Source organism: Azospirillum oryzae, from assembly GCF_008364795.1.
Classification (GTDB): Bacteria; Pseudomonadota; Alphaproteobacteria; order Azospirillales; family Azospirillaceae; genus Azospirillum; species Azospirillum oryzae.
On the sequence record NZ_VTTM01000001.1, the window covers coordinates 343183 to 359298 of the forward strand.

The following is a 16116-nucleotide window of genomic DNA, read 5'->3' on the forward strand; positions in this document are numbered from 1 at the left end:
TAGCATGTCGTTCTGTCGAAAAAGGAGAGGGTGCGGTCCCGCATCACTGATCCCTACGCCGGCATGAACCGGATCAGGTTCCAGGGGTCGTCCCGCAACAGGACCTCTCAGCCGCCCATCGGCTCCCCCCAGTGAAGGCGGCGACTATAGGCGCGGACGATCCGTGACCGCAAGCATTGCCGGATCGGAGTTCCGGACCTTGGAAGCCGGCCCATGGAAGCCGGTCCCTGGAAGCAGGCGCTTGACCGGAGCGTGGCCGCGCCTAGTTTCTGGCGGGCATCATGGAGTGCCAGCCCTGACCACGCCCTTTCGCACCCCGCTGTTCATCGGCGGCGAGATCTATCGCGGCTCGACCTATGGGCCGAAACATCCGCTGGCGATCCCGCGCGTCTCGACCGCCATCGACCTCAGCCGCGCCATGGGATGGCTGCCGGACGAGGTCTATCTGGACACCCATGTGGCGAGCGAACGGGAATTGGCACGCTTCCACACCGCCGATTACATCGCGGCGCTGAAACGGGCGGAGGCCGAACAGCGGGTGGATGAGGCCACTGCCGCCCGCCACAATCTCGGCAAGCTGGAGAATCCGATCTTCGCCGAGATGTACCGGCGGCCGGCCCACAGCAGTGGATCGGCGTTGCAGGCGGCCCGGATCCTGGGCGACCGGCCAGCCGGTCTGGTCTATGCGCCGGCGGCGGGGACCCACCATGCGCGGCCCGACCGGGCCAGCGGATTCTGTTACTTCAACGCGCCGGTGCTGGGCATCCTGGAACTGCTGGACCATGGGCTGGAGCGGGTGCTCTACGTCGATCTCGACGCCCATCATGGCGACGGGGTGGAGGAGGCCTTCGCCGACGACGACCGGGTTCTGACGATCTCCATCCATGAGGATGGCCGCTGGCCCTACACCGGCAAGGCGGAGGACCGCGCCGGCGGGATGGCCCGCAACCTTCCGGTGCCGCCGGGCTTCAACGACAGCGAGATGGAGCATGTGATGGAGGCGGCGGTGCTGCCGCTGGCCAGTGCCTTCCGTCCGCAGGCGATGGTGATCCAGACCGGCGCCGACGCGCTGGCCGAAGACCCGCTGAGCCGGCTGGAGCTGTCCAACCGCGCCCTGTGGGATGCGGTTGCGGCACTGCTGCCGCTGGCGCCGCGGGTGCTGGTGGTGGGCGGCGGCGGCTATAACCCCTGGTCGGTCGGGCGCTGCTGGGCCGGGATCTGGGCGGTGATGAACGGCATCGACCCGGCAATCAAGCCAACGGCGGAAGCGGAGACGGTGCTGCGCGCCCTGACCTGGAGCCGCGCCGCCGGCCGCAATCCGCCGGAACACTGGTTCACCACGCTGGGCGACGAACGGCGGCCGGGGACGGTCCGCGACACGGTGAAACGGGTGGCGGAGATGGCGCTGTCCTGATCCGCGGCGAATCGTTTCATTTGGGACGATTTTCGAACCAAGCCGTTACGATTCGTTGACGGACCTGGATTGTTCGGTGATCCTCATTCCACTGCGCCGGTGCAGCTTCCGCGTCGGTTGACGTTGGATCGGAGCGTGCTTGGGCCGGGCTTTGGTAGGAGAATGGGCGGGCGGATGTCGAACACGACGCTGTTCCTGATCGCCATCGTCATCATCATGCTGGCCGCTGTACCGGTCGCCATGATGCTGAAGGATTTCCTGCCGAACATCATGGAAAAGAGCAGCGGTCTGGAGCAGATCGAGAACCGCGTCTATGTGCTGCATGCGGAATCGCAGGAGCTTCAGAACCGGGTCAACCAGCTGGTTCAGCGCCGCAACAGCCAGTCCTCCGACCGCAGCCGGCTGGAAAGCGACATCCGCAAGGCGGAGAAGCAGATCCGCGACCTGGCCGAGCAGCCGCCGATGTTCGTGCACGAGGTCGGCGACCCGCAGGCGGGCCTGATGAAGTTCGTCGCCACCGTCACGCAGGAGAAGGCGTCGGCCGCCGCAAGGGCCGCCGGCGACCGCGGGCCCGTGAACCCGATCTGGCGCTGCGCCAACGTGGCGGAGGTGTGGGCCTCCAGCTTCGATGAGGCGAAGCAGATGTGCGACGTCGCCTTCCCCTTCAAGCTTGGGTTCCAGAAGACCTTCATGCGCGGCGACGCGAGGACCGGCGGCAAGGGGGGCGTACCGGTGCCGCCCGCCACCGCCCGCGCCAAGGCTGGCGCTGCCACATGATGATCAACTTCATCATCGTGCTGGCGATCGTCGCCATCGGCGCATGGCTCGGAAATGTGCTGATGACCGTGGAACAGCGGGTGTCGCAGGCGCGCCAGCGCGTGCGCGGCGTGCGCAACAGGCTGGACAAGCTGGACGCCACCATCCACCGCCTGCACCGCGAGGAGGAAAACCTTCATGCCGAGATCGAGGAGCTGACGCGGGACATCGTGGAACTGCGCAAGAAGCAGGTCGAAGTGCAGCAGCGCCTGACCGAAGCGCAGTCGAAGCGACGCCCACAGATTCTGATCCTGACCGACCGGCGCAATCCCGGCGACAAGGAATGGCTGGTGACCGTGGTGAACCAGCAGATCGGCGAGATCGACGCCACCCACCCGCTGGCCGTCGAATGGGCACGCGGACGCAATTATCTGGTTTGGGCCGAATCCGACCGCGAGGCGGCCGAACGCGCCAACCGCCGGTTCAGCGCGCGTCCCGGCTATCAGGTGCGGTCGGTGGCGCCGGTCAAGGAAGACCTCTACAGCCCCAGCGCCGCCCGCAGCGCGGCCTAGAGACGGAAAAGCCCTTCTCCCAGGGTGGGAGAAGGGCTTCCGGAAGCAGAAAACAGCCCGACCTGTCGGTCCAGCCTCAGCGCGCCTTGGCGGTGGCCGGGGTCTGGCGGAAGGCGTCGTGCAGGTAGGGCGAGAGCGCCTGACGCATGTTGCGCAGCCATTCGTGAATGATGATCAGCGAGCGCGAGGCGACCGGCGGCGTCATGCCCAGCTTCACCAGATCCTCGCGGGTCATCGTCGCCACCTGATCCAGGCGGTGCCCGGTCAGGCGCGCCCAGGCCGGAGCGGTGCAGGGCTGCATGGAGATGACCTGCAGGCCCTCGCGCTCCACCATCTCCGCCTTGCGGCGGGCATACTGGCTGTCCTCCAGCTGGGAGAAGGGACCGGAGAAGCCGTTCTCGACCAGGACGCGCTTGGCCTTCGGGGCGATGGTCGCCACCCGCTCCAGCGTCGTCATGCCGGTGGACAGCGAGGCGAGATCGACGGTCACCGGGACCATGAAGGTCAGCCGTTCGCCTTCTCCGACGTAATAGTCGAAGCCCGACACCTCGGCCCAGTTGAAGAACCACTGCGAGATGTTGCCGCCGAAGTCGTACAAACGGCCGCCGCGCTGCAGCTCCGGGCCGATGAGGTCCCAGAACTCGTAGAAGCCGTCACCCGACCCCATCATGTTCATGAAGTCCTGGGTGATGCGGCGATGTTCGACCACGTCCGGGCCGAACAGGCGGGCGAGACGCTCGTTCACCTCGTACTCGACGACCTTCAGCTGCAGGCCTTCCAGCATGGCGGTCGCCATCAGGTGATGGGACAGCAGCGTCTTGCCGACGCCGCCGCGGTCATTGAGGACGAAGATCGTGCCCAGCATGCGATCGCCTTTCCAGTATGCGTTCGTTGATTCGTCTTGGGTCGTCGTGGGAGGCACAGGCGGGGACGCCGGCGAACCGGTGTCCCGCACAGCCGCCGCGGGGGTCTGGTAGGAGGCCGGCTGTGGTTCCGGCTTGGAGATCTTGGAGGCGGAAGAGACGTCTTGCGTCACGCTGTCGTCGGCGCCGCTAATCTCCGCCGGCCCCTCTTCGGCAACCGGGGGCGCCGGGGCGAGCAGGTCCGGGGCGGAGGAGGCGGGGGCGGCTTTGGCCTCGTCCGCCTGCGGCGGCGCCGCGGCGACATCGGATTCCGGCAATGCGGGCTCCGGCAATGCCGACTCCGGCTCTTCCGTTGCCGGCTCCTCCACCGCCACCGCTTCCGCGGCGGCGTCCTGGACGGCTTCTTCGGCGGCCTCCGCCGCAGGTTCCGGCTCAAGAGCCGGCGCCTCGTCCGCAGCTTCCGGATCGGAGCCGGCTTCTTCGTCCTCCTCCGCATCGTCGTTCAAACCGGCGGACAACGCGGCTTCGTGAACGGCGGCCAGCGTTTCCGCCGGCATGACGGAGACGCCGGCATGGTCCTCGGCAGCCTCGCCGCGCCCCTCGTTCCCGACAAGGAAGAAGGCGGATCGCAGGGTGACGGGCGAAATCGGCTGGTTGTCGCGGGCGGTCACGCCCAGCTTCGCCAGCAGATCGGAGATCTCGGCCCAGGACAGGCCGCGTTCGCGCATCAGCCCGATGTCGGCGTAGCTTTCGCGCACCGCCTGCATGGCGCTGCGGTTGCCAGCCGGGCGATCGGCAAGGAGCCGTTCAAGTTCCGAGCGGTCGATCGACACCGTATGGGATTCCGGCAAGATGAAATGGCGGCGGGGAAGCGCCTGGATGTTGGATCGCAAGGAATCCATTCCCCTGGGGCCGAAAAAATAGTACAAGCGGCCATCACGCGCAAACGGTTTCCAAACGACATCAACGGCGCTAAACATCGTTGCCCGATCAGGGGCGGGCCGTGACTGGTGCAACTTCGCCGACGTTCCGGCAGTTGGCGCCATCATGTCGGCTTTTGGAACCGGCTGTCGGTTGCGCGGGTTGCCATAGGGGGGCACTGCCGCATCATGCCGGCCGGGCGCCTTCATCGGGCTGGGCTTGGAACCGGGGTAAGGCCAAGATGCCTCACGATTTTGGTTCATCACGGGACCGGCGATCCGCATCCCTCCCGGGGGCGGGTATCGGCTTCCACGAGTTGCGGCAGGCGTGCGAAATTTCCGCACTGCGCGAGGATGTGGAGCGGCTGGCGCATGAGGCCGGCGTCCTGCGCGACGGCGTGGAACATGCGGTCGAGATCGTGCGCGACCGTTTCGCCGCGCTGAGCGCGGAGGAAATGGCCGACCCCATGGTCCTGGCCCCGCTGCTGCAGCTGGCGGTAACCACCCTGTTGGATATTCGCGAGCAGGCGCGGCAGCTCAATACCCAGACCGGTCCGCTGTCGGACGACGAGCGCCCGTCCTGGCTGGGCGCCGCCGACGCGCCGCGCCTGCGACACCCAGCCGCAGCGGCTTGGGACGACCATACCGACGCAGGATCTGGCGGCGGCGACATGGATGAGGAGATCGACCCGGCTCCGGCCCCGCTCAATACGGTGCCTCCGCGTCCGGCTGAACCGCCAATCCGCGCGGTGCGGCCGGCGCTGGCCGCACCGCTTCCGCCGGAGCCCCGTTCGCCCGTGCCGGTCGCGGAGCCGTTCCTGACCGCTCCGGCGGAGGCCCGGCCGTCGGCCACGCCCGAGGCCCGGGTGTCGGAAGGACACGCATCCTGGCTGGCCGGTGAACCAGCGCCGGCACCGCCGCCTTCGCGCGCCGCGACGGTGCGGGCGAGTGGCGGCGGGCAGCGCACTTCGGGCGGTATCGACTGGCTCGGACCGGCAGGGCGTTGACCTTTTTCCGATGTCTGGAAACTGAGTAGCCGGGTTGCGACTCGGGTCGATTACTCTCGTGCGCGTGTGGGCGCAAAAGGTCAGGATCTGAACGATTGAGCTTGCAAATTCGGGTTGGTTCTAGTACAAACGGCGTATCGGTAAACGAAAATTTACCAAAATACGCCGCTTATTGCGCAACACTGGGAACGCCCGAGGTCGGTCGCATGCTCAGGATCGACTCCATCGCCAAGCGGAATATGCCCCAGCGCGTCCGGTCGCCCGGGCAGCCGCTTCGCGTGCTGGTGCTTGAACATGACGATGCCGTTTCCGACGCCTTGTCCGTCCTGGTGGCGGACCTGGGTCACGCCGTCTGCGGCGTCGCGCGTACGGAGATCGAAGCGGCGGAATTGGCACAGCGTGAGCGGCCGGATCTGGCCCTGACCGATGTGCGGTTCGGCGGCGGGGACGGCATCGCCACGGCGCGCCGGTTGAATCTGGACCATGGCCTGCGGTCCATCTACCTGTCCGGAAACAGCGACCACGGCACCATGGCCCGCATCACCGAGACCTATCCGCTCGGTGTCGTGCACAAACCGTTTTCCCATGCCCAGTTGAAGATCGCGCTGGATCTTGCCGCCCGCCGGCTCCGCTGAACCCAGCTTTCCTTGAAAGCAGCCTTCGGTGGTCTCGCTTGGGCCGGTAGGAATCCTGCGCTACGGCGAAGGAATCGGTTTTCCGACGCCCTCTGCTCTGCTATATTTGTTCATGGAGTGTTCTGGTGCGGAACGGCTGGGCGAGTGCGCCGGTCCGGGCATCGCCGGGGCATGTCCGACGGCGGTTGACCGGCGTCGGTCCCTCGTGCTTCGTTGCGCGGGACCGGGGGGATGGTCGCCATTGAACAGCCGGCCCTGCGAATGGGAACCCTCGGCATCTGGATGCCTCCGCCGGGCATCCTGACGGGTCGGCATGGATGCTGGGACACTCGCGCTTAGGAGCAACGAGCGATGAATGTTTGGACGTTTACGGGACGCCTGGGCGCGGACGGCGAATTGCGCACGACCCAGAGCGGCGAGAAGGTGCTGGGCTTCCGCGTGGCCAACGATGTCGGCTTCGGCGAGCGCAAGACGACCCAATGGGTCGATTGCTCGATCTGGGGCCGCCGCGCCGAGTCGCTCGCTCCGCACCTGACCAAGGGCAAGAGCGTCGTCGTGTCGGGTGAGGTGACCCTGCGCGAGTATGAGAAGCGCGACGGCACCCGCGGCGCCGGCCTCTCGGTCCGCGTGGCCGAAATCGACTTCACCGGCGGCGCCCGTGAAGAGGGCGGCGGCAGCTACGGCGGCGGTGGCGGCGGCTACGAATCGCGTGGCGGCGGCAGTGGTGGCGGCAGCGGCTATGGCGGTGGCGGCGGCAACTACGGCAGCGGCTCGTCTGGCGGCGGCCGTAGCGGTGGCGGCGGCGCTCCGCCCCGTCACGAGGACCTCGACGACGAAATCCCGTTCTGAGGCGGCACGCCACAGCGGTAGGAACCATCGGCCGGATGCCCGTCATCCGGCCGATTTCTTTTTCAGGCCGATCAATCGGCGAGCATCGCCCGCAAGCGCGGCGCCATGTGGTCGAGGAAGGCGCGCACACGGCGCGGCGCGCGGTCGCGGCCGGTATAGACGGCGTGGATCTCCTCGGTGTCGACCAGCGCATCGTCCAGAACCGCCACCAGCCGGCCCTCGCGCAGATCGGCGCGGACGTGATAATCGGCCAGCCGCGCCAGCCCCAGGCCGAGCAGGGCCATATGGCGCACGGTCTCGCCATTGTTTGCCAGGATGCGGGTCGGCACTTCGCGGTCGACCAGACGCCCGCCGGACTTCAGCGGCCAGACCGCGGCGGCACGGCGGAAGTTGAAGCCCAGGCAGTCATGGGTCTCAAGATCGGCGGCCGTTGTCGGCACACCCTTTCGTTCCAGATAGGCTGGCGAGGCGACGATCCGGCGCCGGACGACGCCCAGCCGCTGGGCCAGCAGAGCCGAATCGCTCAAGGGGCCGGCGCGGAAGGCGACATCGACGCGGGCGGCATAGAGGTCCACCACCTCGTCCGTCATCGTCACGTCCAGTGTGATGCCGGGATGGTCGCGCAGGAAGTCCGGCAGCAGTGGCAGCAGGCAATGCTGGCCGAAGGGGACGGAGGCATTGACGCGGATCAGACCGGTCGGCGCGCGGGCCCCGCCGGCGATTTCCGCATCGAGCGCGTCCATCTCCCCGAGCAGCGCCTCCGCCCGCTCACGGTACAACTCCCCTTCGGCCGTCAGCCGCAGCCTGCGGGTGGACCGTTCGACCAGCCGCACACCCAGCCGCTCTTCCAGACGGCCGATCAGCTTCGCCGTGGATGACGGCGTCATCCCCACATCGCGGCCGGCGGCGCTGAAGCTGCCGCGGGCGGCAACCTGCAGGAACACCCGCATTTCCCAGGCGCGTGGATCGCTCATGCCGGCATCTCCGCTCTCATCTTGTCTCTGAATGACAAAATCATGGGAATTGGGTGGGCATTCCCGTTCCCGACCTTATGGCGCACATCGTCTCCCCAGCACAGTCCTTCTTGGAATGGAGACTTTTGAAATGCCTCTCGCACTGTTGGCGCTGGCGATCAGCGCCTATGCGATCGGGACGACTGAGTTCGTCGTCGTCGGTTTGCTGCCCACCGTGGCGACCGACCTGGGTGTCAGCCTGCCGCTGGCCGGCATGGTGGTCAGCGTCTATGCGCTGGGCGTCACCTTCGGGGCGCCGGTGCTGACCGCGCTGACCGGCCGGGTTCCGCGCAAACCGCTGCTGCTCGGGCTGATGGGGGTGTTCGTCGCCGGAAACCTGCTGGCCGGCGTCAGCCCCAATTACGAGACGCTGCTGGTGGCGCGGGTGCTGAGCGCCTTCGCCCATGGCGTCTTCTTCTCGGTCGGGTCAACCATCGCCGCCGATCTGGTGCCGGAGGACAAGCGCGCCTCCGCCATCGCCATGATGTTCTCCGGCCTGACCATCGCCATTGTCACCGGCGTGCCGCTGGGCACCTGGATCGGCCAGACCTTTGGCTGGCGCGCCACCTTCCTCGCGGTGTCGGCGTTGGGCGTCGTCGGCGGGGTGGGCGTCGCGGCGCTGGTTCCGGCGCGGCTCAGCCAGCCCCCGGCGGCCGGTTTGGGGGTGCAGGTCGGCGTGCTGGCGAAGCCGCGGCTTCTGCTGGCCTTCGCGATCACTGCGCTGGGCTATGGCGGCACCTTCGTCGCTTTCACCTTCCTGGCGCCGATCCTGGAGACGATCACCGGATTTTCCAACTCCACCGTCAGCCTCGTGCTGGTGCTGTACGGTGCCGCCATCGCGGTCGGCAACCTCGTCGGCGGCAAGCTGGCCAACCGCAGGCCGGTGCGGGCGCTGGCCTGGCTGTTCGCCTTGCAGGCGCTGGTTCTGATCGTCTTCACCTTCACCGCGGATGCCAAGATCCCGGCGCTGGTCACGCTGGCCGGCATGGGGGCGCTGGCCTTCGCCAATGTTCCCGGGCTTCAGCTCTATGTCGTCCAACTGGCGCAACGCCATGCGCCGGGGGCGGTGGATGTGGCGTCGGCGTTGAACATCGCCGCCTTCAACCTGGGCATCGCGGCGGGCGCCTTCTTCGGCGGGCAGGTGGTGTCCTCCCCGCTCGGTCTCGGCGCCACGCCCTGGGTCGGCGGACTGTTCGTCCTGGGCGGTCTGGTCCTGACGCTGGCGAGCGGAGCGCTCGATCGGCGGGAGAGGACCGATCCGGCGGTTTGCTAAACCGCATCAGCTTCCAGCGTCAGCGTATCGAGCAGGAAGCTGCCATCCTCGGTGATGTCGAAATGGCTGCGGACCTCCGCCGACGCGCTGCGCTGGAGCGAGCGGATGGCCTGGGCATGGAGGTCCGGCGTGCGGGTGCGGGCGGTCCAGACCGGGAACTCCATGCGCAGGCGACGCGGAGTCAGCGACCGGACGGCGAAACCCGCCCGCGCCAGTGCCGCAATCCACTCCGCCGCCGTGTAGTTTCGGACATGGGAGGGATCGCGCAGCACCTCGACCACCTGCAGATGGGTGTCCAGCACGGCGGCAGCCGGGGCGATGCAATCGATGAAGATCGCGGTGCCGCCGGGCGCCAGCACGCGCCGCGCCTCACGCAGGCCCGCCTCGAAATCGCGCCAGTGGTGGGCGGTGAAGCGGCAGAGCACCACGTCGAACCGGCCGTCCTCGAAGGGCAGCCGTTCGGCCGGCGCCTGCCGGGTGGCGATGTTGGTCAGGCCGCGCTCCGCTGCGGTGCGGGTCACCGCCTCCAGCATCTCCGGCGTCAGGTCGGCGGCCACGACCTCCGCCACATGCGGCGCGGCTCGGTAGCTGACATGGCCGCCGCCGCAGCCCAGATCCAGCACCCGCGCATCGGATCGGCCGCGCAGAGCCTGTTCGATCTGGTCCAGGTCGGCACCTCCGGCATGGACGGCACTGGACACATAGGCGTCGGCGCGCGGGCCGTAGTTCTCGGCGACGACGCCATGGTGGCTTTGGTACATGGAGGGGTTTCCTTGTGACGGGGGCTGATGAGGCAAGCGTCGCGCCGTTTTCAACCGGGTACAAGGCGGGTGGTTATCCTGGTATAAACACTGCCACCATGGCCTCTGCGACCTCTGAAATCACTGCCGCCGCCGACCCGTCCGCCGAGCGGCGGCGTCTGCTCGGCGCCTTTCTGCGGCGCCATCGCGAGCGGCTGACTCCGGCGGAGGCCGGGTTGCAGGGCGGCTCCACCCGCCGCCGCACACCCGGTCTGCGGCGCGAGGAACTGGCGCAGCTCTGCGGCATCAGCCCGACTTGGTACAGCTGGCTGGAACAGGGGAGGGACGTGTCGGTTTCACCCCAGGCGCTTGCCCGGTTGGCCGAGGCGTTGCGTCTGACGGCGGCCGAACGAAGCTATCTGTTCGAAATGACGCGCAAGCGCGATCCGGATGCGCCGCCGGCCGGTCTGAGGGATCAGCCACCGCCGTCGCTGCTGGCGGCGCTGGAAGCGATGACGGCGCCGGCCTATCTGCTCGACCGGCTTTGGACCGCGGTCGGCTGGAATCCTGCGGCGGAACGGCTGTTCGGCGGCTGGTTGGGGCCGGGTGGCTCAAGTCAAGGCGGTGGGGAGCGCAACTTGCTGCGCTACGTCTTCCTCGATCTCACGGCCCGGAGCTTCATCCTGGATTGGGACAATCGCGCCCGCCGCCTCCTGGCGGAGTTCCGTGCCGAAACCGCCCGTCATCCCGAAGATCCCGCAGTGCAGGCGCTGGTCGCCGGGCTGAGGCGGGAGAGCCCGCTTTTCTCACGAATGTGGGACGATCATGGCGTTCTGGAGCGCGAAGGAGGCGTGCGCCGCTTCGACCATCCGCTGGATGGGCCACTGACATTGGAACAGCTGACCCTGCGCCCCGGCGGCCGGTCTGCCTACACGCTGGTCATGCTGCTGGAGCCCGCGGAAGGAGCGGCCTAGGAGCTGTCGGATTTTTTATGATCGGGAAAGTTGGCTGGGGCGCCAGGATTCGAACCTGGGAATGGCGGTACCAAAAACCGCTGCCTTACCACTTGGCGACGCCCCAACCGGCGCGGCGATCACTCGTATCGCCGGAAGGAGCGGCACCATAATCGGAAGCCCGGCTGAACGCAACAGGCTGTTTTCAGAAAATTTTTCCTGTCAAATCAGACAACCGCAAGACCGTTCATCGACCCTCCCGGCGCCATGCCATCAGCAGTCCGCCCAGCACCAGGGCCAGCACCGCGCCCACCGGCAGCAGCGGCACGTCGGTCACTCCGGTCACCGTATAGTCGCCGTTGGCACGCAGGCCGATCCAGCCGGAACCGGTCTGGCTGCGGTCGGGCTGCGTGCGGCGCACATCGATTCCGGGGTTGGGGCCGCTGTCGGTGTCGGTCACCCAATGGATGCCGCCGCCGGTCGCCTCGGCCACCGGCTTCATGCGGTCGCCGGTGGAACGGACGTCGGCCAACTCCGGCGTGTTCACCGCGCCGACCACGGCCAGCGTCGTCCGTTCCCCGTCGGAGATGCGGTAGATGCCGGGAGCGGCCGCGGTCACCGTGGCGATGGCGCGGCCGGTGCGGTCGTCGGTCAGTTGCAGTGTGCTGGTCTGGTCAGACGGGTCGGTGATGGTGACCGCGCGCGGATCGGGGGTGAGGGAGCGGCGTTCGACCGTGATGCGGTTGCCATCGACATGGGCGCGCAGGTCGTTCTCCTCCAGCTCCGGTTCCTTCATCAGCCAATGGGCGAGGCGGCGCAGAAGCTCCGCCTGCGGACCGCCGCCTTCGAAGCCGCGGCTCCATAGCCAGATCTGGTCGGAGGCGAGCTGAGCCACCCGGCCCTTGCCGACGCGGTCGAGCACCAGAAGGGGACGATTGTCGGCACCCTGCATCACCACCGTGCCGTTGTTCGGCGTCACATCGACCTGATGGAACCAGCGGCCCCAGGTCGGCGGAGCGTCCAGCCGGTCGCCGGGAAGCCCGGCGGTCACCGGATGGCGGCGACCGACGTCGGTGACGGTCGGCAGGAAGGGACGGTCGACCGTCTGGCCGCTGGGGGCCGCCGGCAGGATCGAGCCCAGCGGCGTGCGGTATAGCGACAGCGGGCCGGCATAGCCCTGGCCGGAGGTCTCCAGCAGGGCGCCGCCCTTGCGGACATAGTCGGCGATGTTCTCAAGATACATCTGCGGCAGCACGCCGCGGCGACGGTAGCGGTCGAAGATGATCAGGTCGAACTCGTCCAGCTTCACCTCGAACAGCTCGCGGATCGGGAAGGCGATCAGCGACAGCTCGCGGATCGGTGTGCCGTCCTGCTTTTCCGGCGGGCGCAGAATGGTGAAATGGACCAGATCGACCGCCGGGTCGGCCTTCAGCAGGTTGCGCCATGTGCGCTCACCGGCATGGGGCTCGCCGGAAACCAGCAGGACGCGCAGCCGGTCGCGCACGCCGTTGACCACCACCGCGGCGCGGTTGTTGGCGAGCGTCAGTTCCTGCTTCGCTGGCTCCACCTCAAGCTCAAGGACATTCTGGCCGCCATGGGTGACGGGAAGATCGACACGCACGTCACGGCCGACAGGCACGCGGATGGTGCCCGGCGTGCCGCCATCCTGGCGCAGCGTCACCGCGGCATCGGCGGACTGGTGGCCGGGCATGTCGTCGACGCGGATGGTCAATTCCACCGGCTTGCCGACGATGCCATAGTTCGGCGCCTGCACGATGGCGATGCGGCGGTCGCCCTCGTCGCGATCGCCGGTCAGCAGGGTGTGGACGGGGCCGATGTCGGCCAGCTTGCCGGGCACCTGCGGGACGTCGTGCACCTGACCGTCGGTGATGAAGACGGCACCGGCCATGCGGCGGCGCGGCACGTCGGCCATGGCGCGGTTCAGCGCGTCGAACAGATGCGTCTCGTTGATCGAGCCGCCATTCTCCGCACCCTCCGTGCTGCGGACGACGCGCACCTCCAGGTCGTTGAAGCGCTTCAGCCGCTCCGTCAGCTGTTCCGCCGCGCGTTCGGTGCGGGCACGGCGGTCGCCGATGGCCTGGCTCGGCGAATCGTCGATCACCACGACGGCGACGTCCTTGATCGGGTCGCGCTTTTCCTGGACCAGCGAGGGGTTGATGAGCGCGAGCGCCAGAACCGCCACCGCCAGCAGGCGCAGCCATGTCCCGCGCGCCCGGCGCAGCGCCGCGACCAGCACCACGAGAAGGGCGAAGCCGATCAGGACGCCCAGCACCAGCCAGGGCAGCAGCGGCGCCAGCGCCACGGAAAGTCCGGAGAGCAGATCGACGGGCATTTACTGGCCGAGCCTTTCCAGGATGGCGGGCACATGGACCTGATCGGCCTTGTAGTTGCCGGTCAGCGCGTACATCACGAGGTTGACGCCGAAGCGATAGGCCATCTCGCGCTGGCGCTCGCCGCCGGGGATCACAGCGAACAGGGGCTGGCCGTTGCGGCCGACGGCCCAGGCCGACGCCCAATCGTTTCCGCCGATGACGACGGAGGACACGCCGTCATTGGCCATCCCCTCCCGCGCTTCGATCCACAGCTGGCCGCCGGCATAGCGGCCGGGGAAGTCGGACAGCAGGTAGAAGGACTTGCGCAGCACATGGTCCTGCGGCACCGGGGCCAGCGGCGGAATGTCCAGCCCCTCCACCAGAGTTTGCAGCACGGCGGGACCGCCGCCCGGCGCCTGATCGCGGGTGTCGAACAGGATGGTGCCGCCGTTGCGCATATACTCATTCACCCGCTGGCGCGCCTGATCGGACAGCGGCTTCTGGCGGTCGGAAACCGGCCAGTAGAGCAGGGGATAGAAGGCCAGCTCGTCCTGTTCGGGATCGACGCCGACCGCGCCCGCGGCTTCCACCGCCGTGCGCAGGCCGAGCACGCTGACCAGCCCTTCCAACCCGGCGCGGGCGGTGTCGTCGATGCTGCTGTCGCCGGTTCGGACATAGGCGAGGTAGGTTTCCTCCGTCACCTTGATCGCCTTGTCCTCATCAAGCGCACGGGCGGGCTGCGGGGCCGACGACAGCGCCAGGGCGAGCAGCAGGCCGGCCGCGGCACCCCCGGCGCCACGGCGCAGGCGCGGCGCGCGCAGCAGGCCCCGCAGGGCCAGCGCGATCAGCAGGTCGATGGACAGCAGGGCGAGCGCCGCCGCCAGCAGCGAGGGCTTCAGCGGAACCTCGCCGCGGGCGCCATAGCCGTCGCGCCCCACCCCGGCCGGCATCGGCGGCAGCTGGTCGATTGAGGTTACGGCGGCGGACAGGTTCAGCGCGCGGCGCGCATCGTCGGTGCCGTAGAAGCCCGGCGGGTGGCGCGGCCCGATCACGTCGGCGGTGGCGTTGCCGGGGATCGGGAAGGCGGTCGACGGCGGCGGAACCAGCCGGCCGGTACCGTCCAGCACCTCCACCGGGTCAAGCGAGGTGGTCGCCGCCGTTCCCGTCACGCCGCCGCTGAGCGCCACCAGACGGCGCAGCATGTCGACGAACAGACCGGACAGCGGCAGGTTCGACCAATCCGGACTGGCGGTGGTGTGGACCAACACGACCCAGCCGTCGCCGCGCTTCTGCGAGGTGACCAGCGGCGTGCCGTCGGCCAGCCTCGCCCAGGTGCGGTCGGCCAGATCCAGGGCGGGCTCCGCAAGCACCTGCCGGTTGACCTGCACGTCGGGCGGGATGGTCAGACCTTCGAAGGGCGATTTGGGTGGGAAGGGCTGGAGCCGCGCCGGTTCCGACCAGGACAGGGCTCCGCCCAGCGCGCGGTCGCCGATGCGCAGCCGCTCCGGTACCAGCGTATCGGCATGCTGGGCAAGACGCGGGCCGGCGAAGCGGATCAGGACGCCGCCCTTCTTCACCCAGTCCTCGATGTCCTGCACCTCGGTGCCTGTCAGGGCGCCGATGTCGGACAGGATCAGCACGGCCAGATCGCGTTTCAGCAGGTCCAGCGTCTCGCCGCGCCGCACCTCGTTGTAGGGGGACAGCGCGCGTTCGAGGTAATAGAGGTCGGAGAGCAGCGGTTGGCTTTCCCCCTCCGACCGGCCGGAAACGAGACCGACGGGACGGCGGCGCCAGCGCTCGTCGAGCAGGACGGTGGCGCCGGCGGTGGTGTCGCCCTCCACCCGCAGGCTGGCGGCGTCGTTGCGCAGTTCGGTTGGCACGTCCAGCCTCACCTCGCGTATCTTCTGGCCGGCTTCGAAAGCGACCGTCTGGCGGGTCAGCAGCCGGCCGTCGGTGGCGGCAAGGCGGACGGTCACAGGCTCCGGCTTGGACGAGTCGGCACGGACGATGCGGGCGGTCAGGGCGGTGCCCTCGCTGGACGGCGGGAGAAGCAGGTGCGGCGGATGCTCGGCGGAATCGTCGAGGACGTCGGCGGACCCCAGCCGCTGCAATCCCGCGGCCAGTGCGGCGGCCTGGTTGTCGCCGATGCCGTCGCTGAGCCACACCGCATGGATGGAGCCGCGTCCCGCGGCCTGCGCCGCAACCGTCTTGAGTGCCTCCAACGCCGCCGCGCGGTCGGTCGGCCAGGGCAGGGGGACCATCGCCTGGGCCAGACGGCGCCCCTCCTGCGCCGGGACGATGGCGCTGGCATGGATCGGCTGACCGTCGGCCGGCGGGGCGGTGGGCAGCAGGATCACCGGGCGCTGCTGGCGGTCGGCCTGGGCGATCAGCTCGTCCATCGTGCGCTTGCGCGTCGGCCAGTCGCGTCCGGCGGCCCAGCCATTGTCGACCACCAGCAACAGCGGCCCGCCGCCGGGCAGAGCTGCGCGCGGATTCAGCAGCGGCCCGGCCAGCGCCAGGATGATGAGCGCCGCCACGATCAGCCGCAACAGCAACAGCCACCAGGGGGTTCGGGCCGGCGTTTCCTCCTGCGCGGTCAGGTCGCGCAACAGGCGAATGGCGGGGAACCGGATGGTGCGCGGCGCCGGCGGCGTGACGCGCAGCAGCCACCACAGGACCGGCAGGGCTGCCAGTGCGGTCAAGACCCAGGGGGCGGCGAAGGCGATCGGTCCTAGACCCAGCATTGGCGCGTCTTCACGAGGGGAAAGGGCAAGGGGGAAAAGGGTAA

Annotated in this window: 13 protein-coding genes, 1 tRNA gene and 1 riboswitch; of the genes, 8 read left to right on the forward strand and 6 right to left on the reverse strand. The window is 68.6% G+C overall.

The genetic code is table 11. From position 1 onward, the window contains the following. Window positions 1-32: 32 nt before the first annotated feature. A riboswitch (TPP riboswitch) is annotated at window positions 33-139 on the reverse strand. Window positions 140-286: 147 nt separating this feature from the next. From FZ938_RS01675 to FZ938_RS01685, 3 genes are all read left to right on the forward strand, one after another. Beyond that, window positions 287-1414, forward strand: a complete 1128-nt coding sequence (locus tag FZ938_RS01675) for an acetoin utilization protein AcuC (protein WP_246457420.1) — start codon at window positions 287-289, stop codon at window positions 1412-1414. A 174-nt stretch (window positions 1415-1588) separates the two neighbouring features. Then, window positions 1589-2191: a hypothetical protein gene (locus FZ938_RS01680; RefSeq protein WP_136705638.1), complete on the forward strand. Its 603-nt coding sequence runs from the start codon at window positions 1589-1591 to the stop codon at window positions 2189-2191. Continuing rightward, the gene (locus FZ938_RS01685) at window positions 2188-2742 is read left to right on the forward strand and encodes a hypothetical protein (RefSeq protein WP_149196973.1); all 555 of its coding nucleotides are present in this window, start codon (window positions 2188-2190) and stop codon (window positions 2740-2742) included. The genes FZ938_RS01680 and FZ938_RS01685 overlap by 4 nt, the downstream gene beginning before the upstream one ends. 76 nt (window positions 2743-2818) lie before the next feature. Here the strand turns inward: FZ938_RS01685 and FZ938_RS01690 are convergent, their stop codons facing one another. Further along, window positions 2819-4498, reverse strand: coding sequence for a hypothetical protein (locus FZ938_RS01690; RefSeq protein WP_246457421.1), 1680 nt, complete (start codon window positions 4496-4498; stop codon window positions 2819-2821). A gap of 269 nt (window positions 4499-4767) precedes the next feature. On the opposite strand from FZ938_RS01690, the gene FZ938_RS01695 reads away from it, so the two are divergent. The 3 genes from FZ938_RS01695 to FZ938_RS01705 all read left to right on the forward strand — a co-directional run bounded on the left by FZ938_RS01695 (window position 4768) and on the right by FZ938_RS01705 (window position 7016). Next, window positions 4768-5532, forward strand: a complete 765-nt coding sequence (locus tag FZ938_RS01695) for a hypothetical protein (RefSeq protein ID WP_149196974.1) — start codon at window positions 4768-4770, stop codon at window positions 5530-5532. Window positions 5533-5738: 206 nt separating this feature from the next. Further along, a complete protein-coding gene (locus tag FZ938_RS01700; protein WP_149196975.1) occupies window positions 5739-6167 on the forward strand; it encodes a response regulator in 429 nt (142 codons plus the stop codon). Window positions 6168-6518: 351 nt separating this feature from the next. Further along, entirely contained in the window at window positions 6519-7016 is a 498-nt protein-coding gene (locus FZ938_RS01705; RefSeq protein ID WP_149196976.1) for a single-stranded DNA-binding protein, read from the forward strand. Between the two features lie 71 nt (window positions 7017-7087). Here the strand turns inward: FZ938_RS01705 and FZ938_RS01710 are convergent, their stop codons facing one another. Continuing rightward, a complete protein-coding gene (locus FZ938_RS01710) occupies window positions 7088-7990 on the reverse strand; it encodes a LysR substrate-binding domain-containing protein (RefSeq protein WP_149196977.1) in 903 nt (300 codons plus the stop codon). Window positions 7991-8120: 130 nt separating this feature from the next. Between FZ938_RS01710 and FZ938_RS01715 the strand changes: the two genes are divergently transcribed. Further along, a complete protein-coding gene (locus FZ938_RS01715) occupies window positions 8121-9302 on the forward strand; it encodes an MFS transporter (RefSeq protein WP_149196978.1) in 1182 nt (393 codons plus the stop codon). Here FZ938_RS01715 and FZ938_RS01720 read toward each other — a convergent pair. Further along, entirely contained in the window at window positions 9299-10063 is a 765-nt protein-coding gene (locus tag FZ938_RS01720) for a class I SAM-dependent methyltransferase (protein WP_149196979.1), read from the reverse strand. The two genes, FZ938_RS01715 and FZ938_RS01720, sit on opposite strands and share 4 nt — an antisense overlap. 98 nt (window positions 10064-10161) lie before the next feature. Between FZ938_RS01720 and FZ938_RS01725 the strand changes: the two genes are divergently transcribed. Continuing rightward, on the forward strand, window positions 10162-11016 hold the full coding sequence (locus tag FZ938_RS01725) for a helix-turn-helix transcriptional regulator (protein WP_149196980.1): 855 nt from the start codon (window positions 10162-10164) through the stop codon (window positions 11014-11016). A gap of 31 nt (window positions 11017-11047) precedes the next feature. Here the strand turns inward: FZ938_RS01725 and FZ938_RS01730 are convergent. From FZ938_RS01730 to FZ938_RS01740, 3 genes are all read right to left on the reverse strand, one after another. Continuing rightward, window positions 11048-11122 (reverse strand) — tRNA-Gln (locus tag FZ938_RS01730). Between the two features lie 120 nt (window positions 11123-11242). Further along, window positions 11243-13348 (reverse strand): glutamine amidotransferase, encoded by a 2106-nt coding sequence (locus FZ938_RS01735; RefSeq protein ID WP_149196981.1) that lies wholly within the window; start codon window positions 13346-13348, stop codon window positions 11243-11245. Further along, complete coding sequence (locus FZ938_RS01740) at window positions 13349-16072, reverse strand: DUF4159 domain-containing protein (RefSeq protein ID WP_149196982.1); 2724 nt, start codon at window positions 16070-16072, stop codon at window positions 13349-13351. Window positions 16073-16116: the final 44 nt, after the last annotated feature.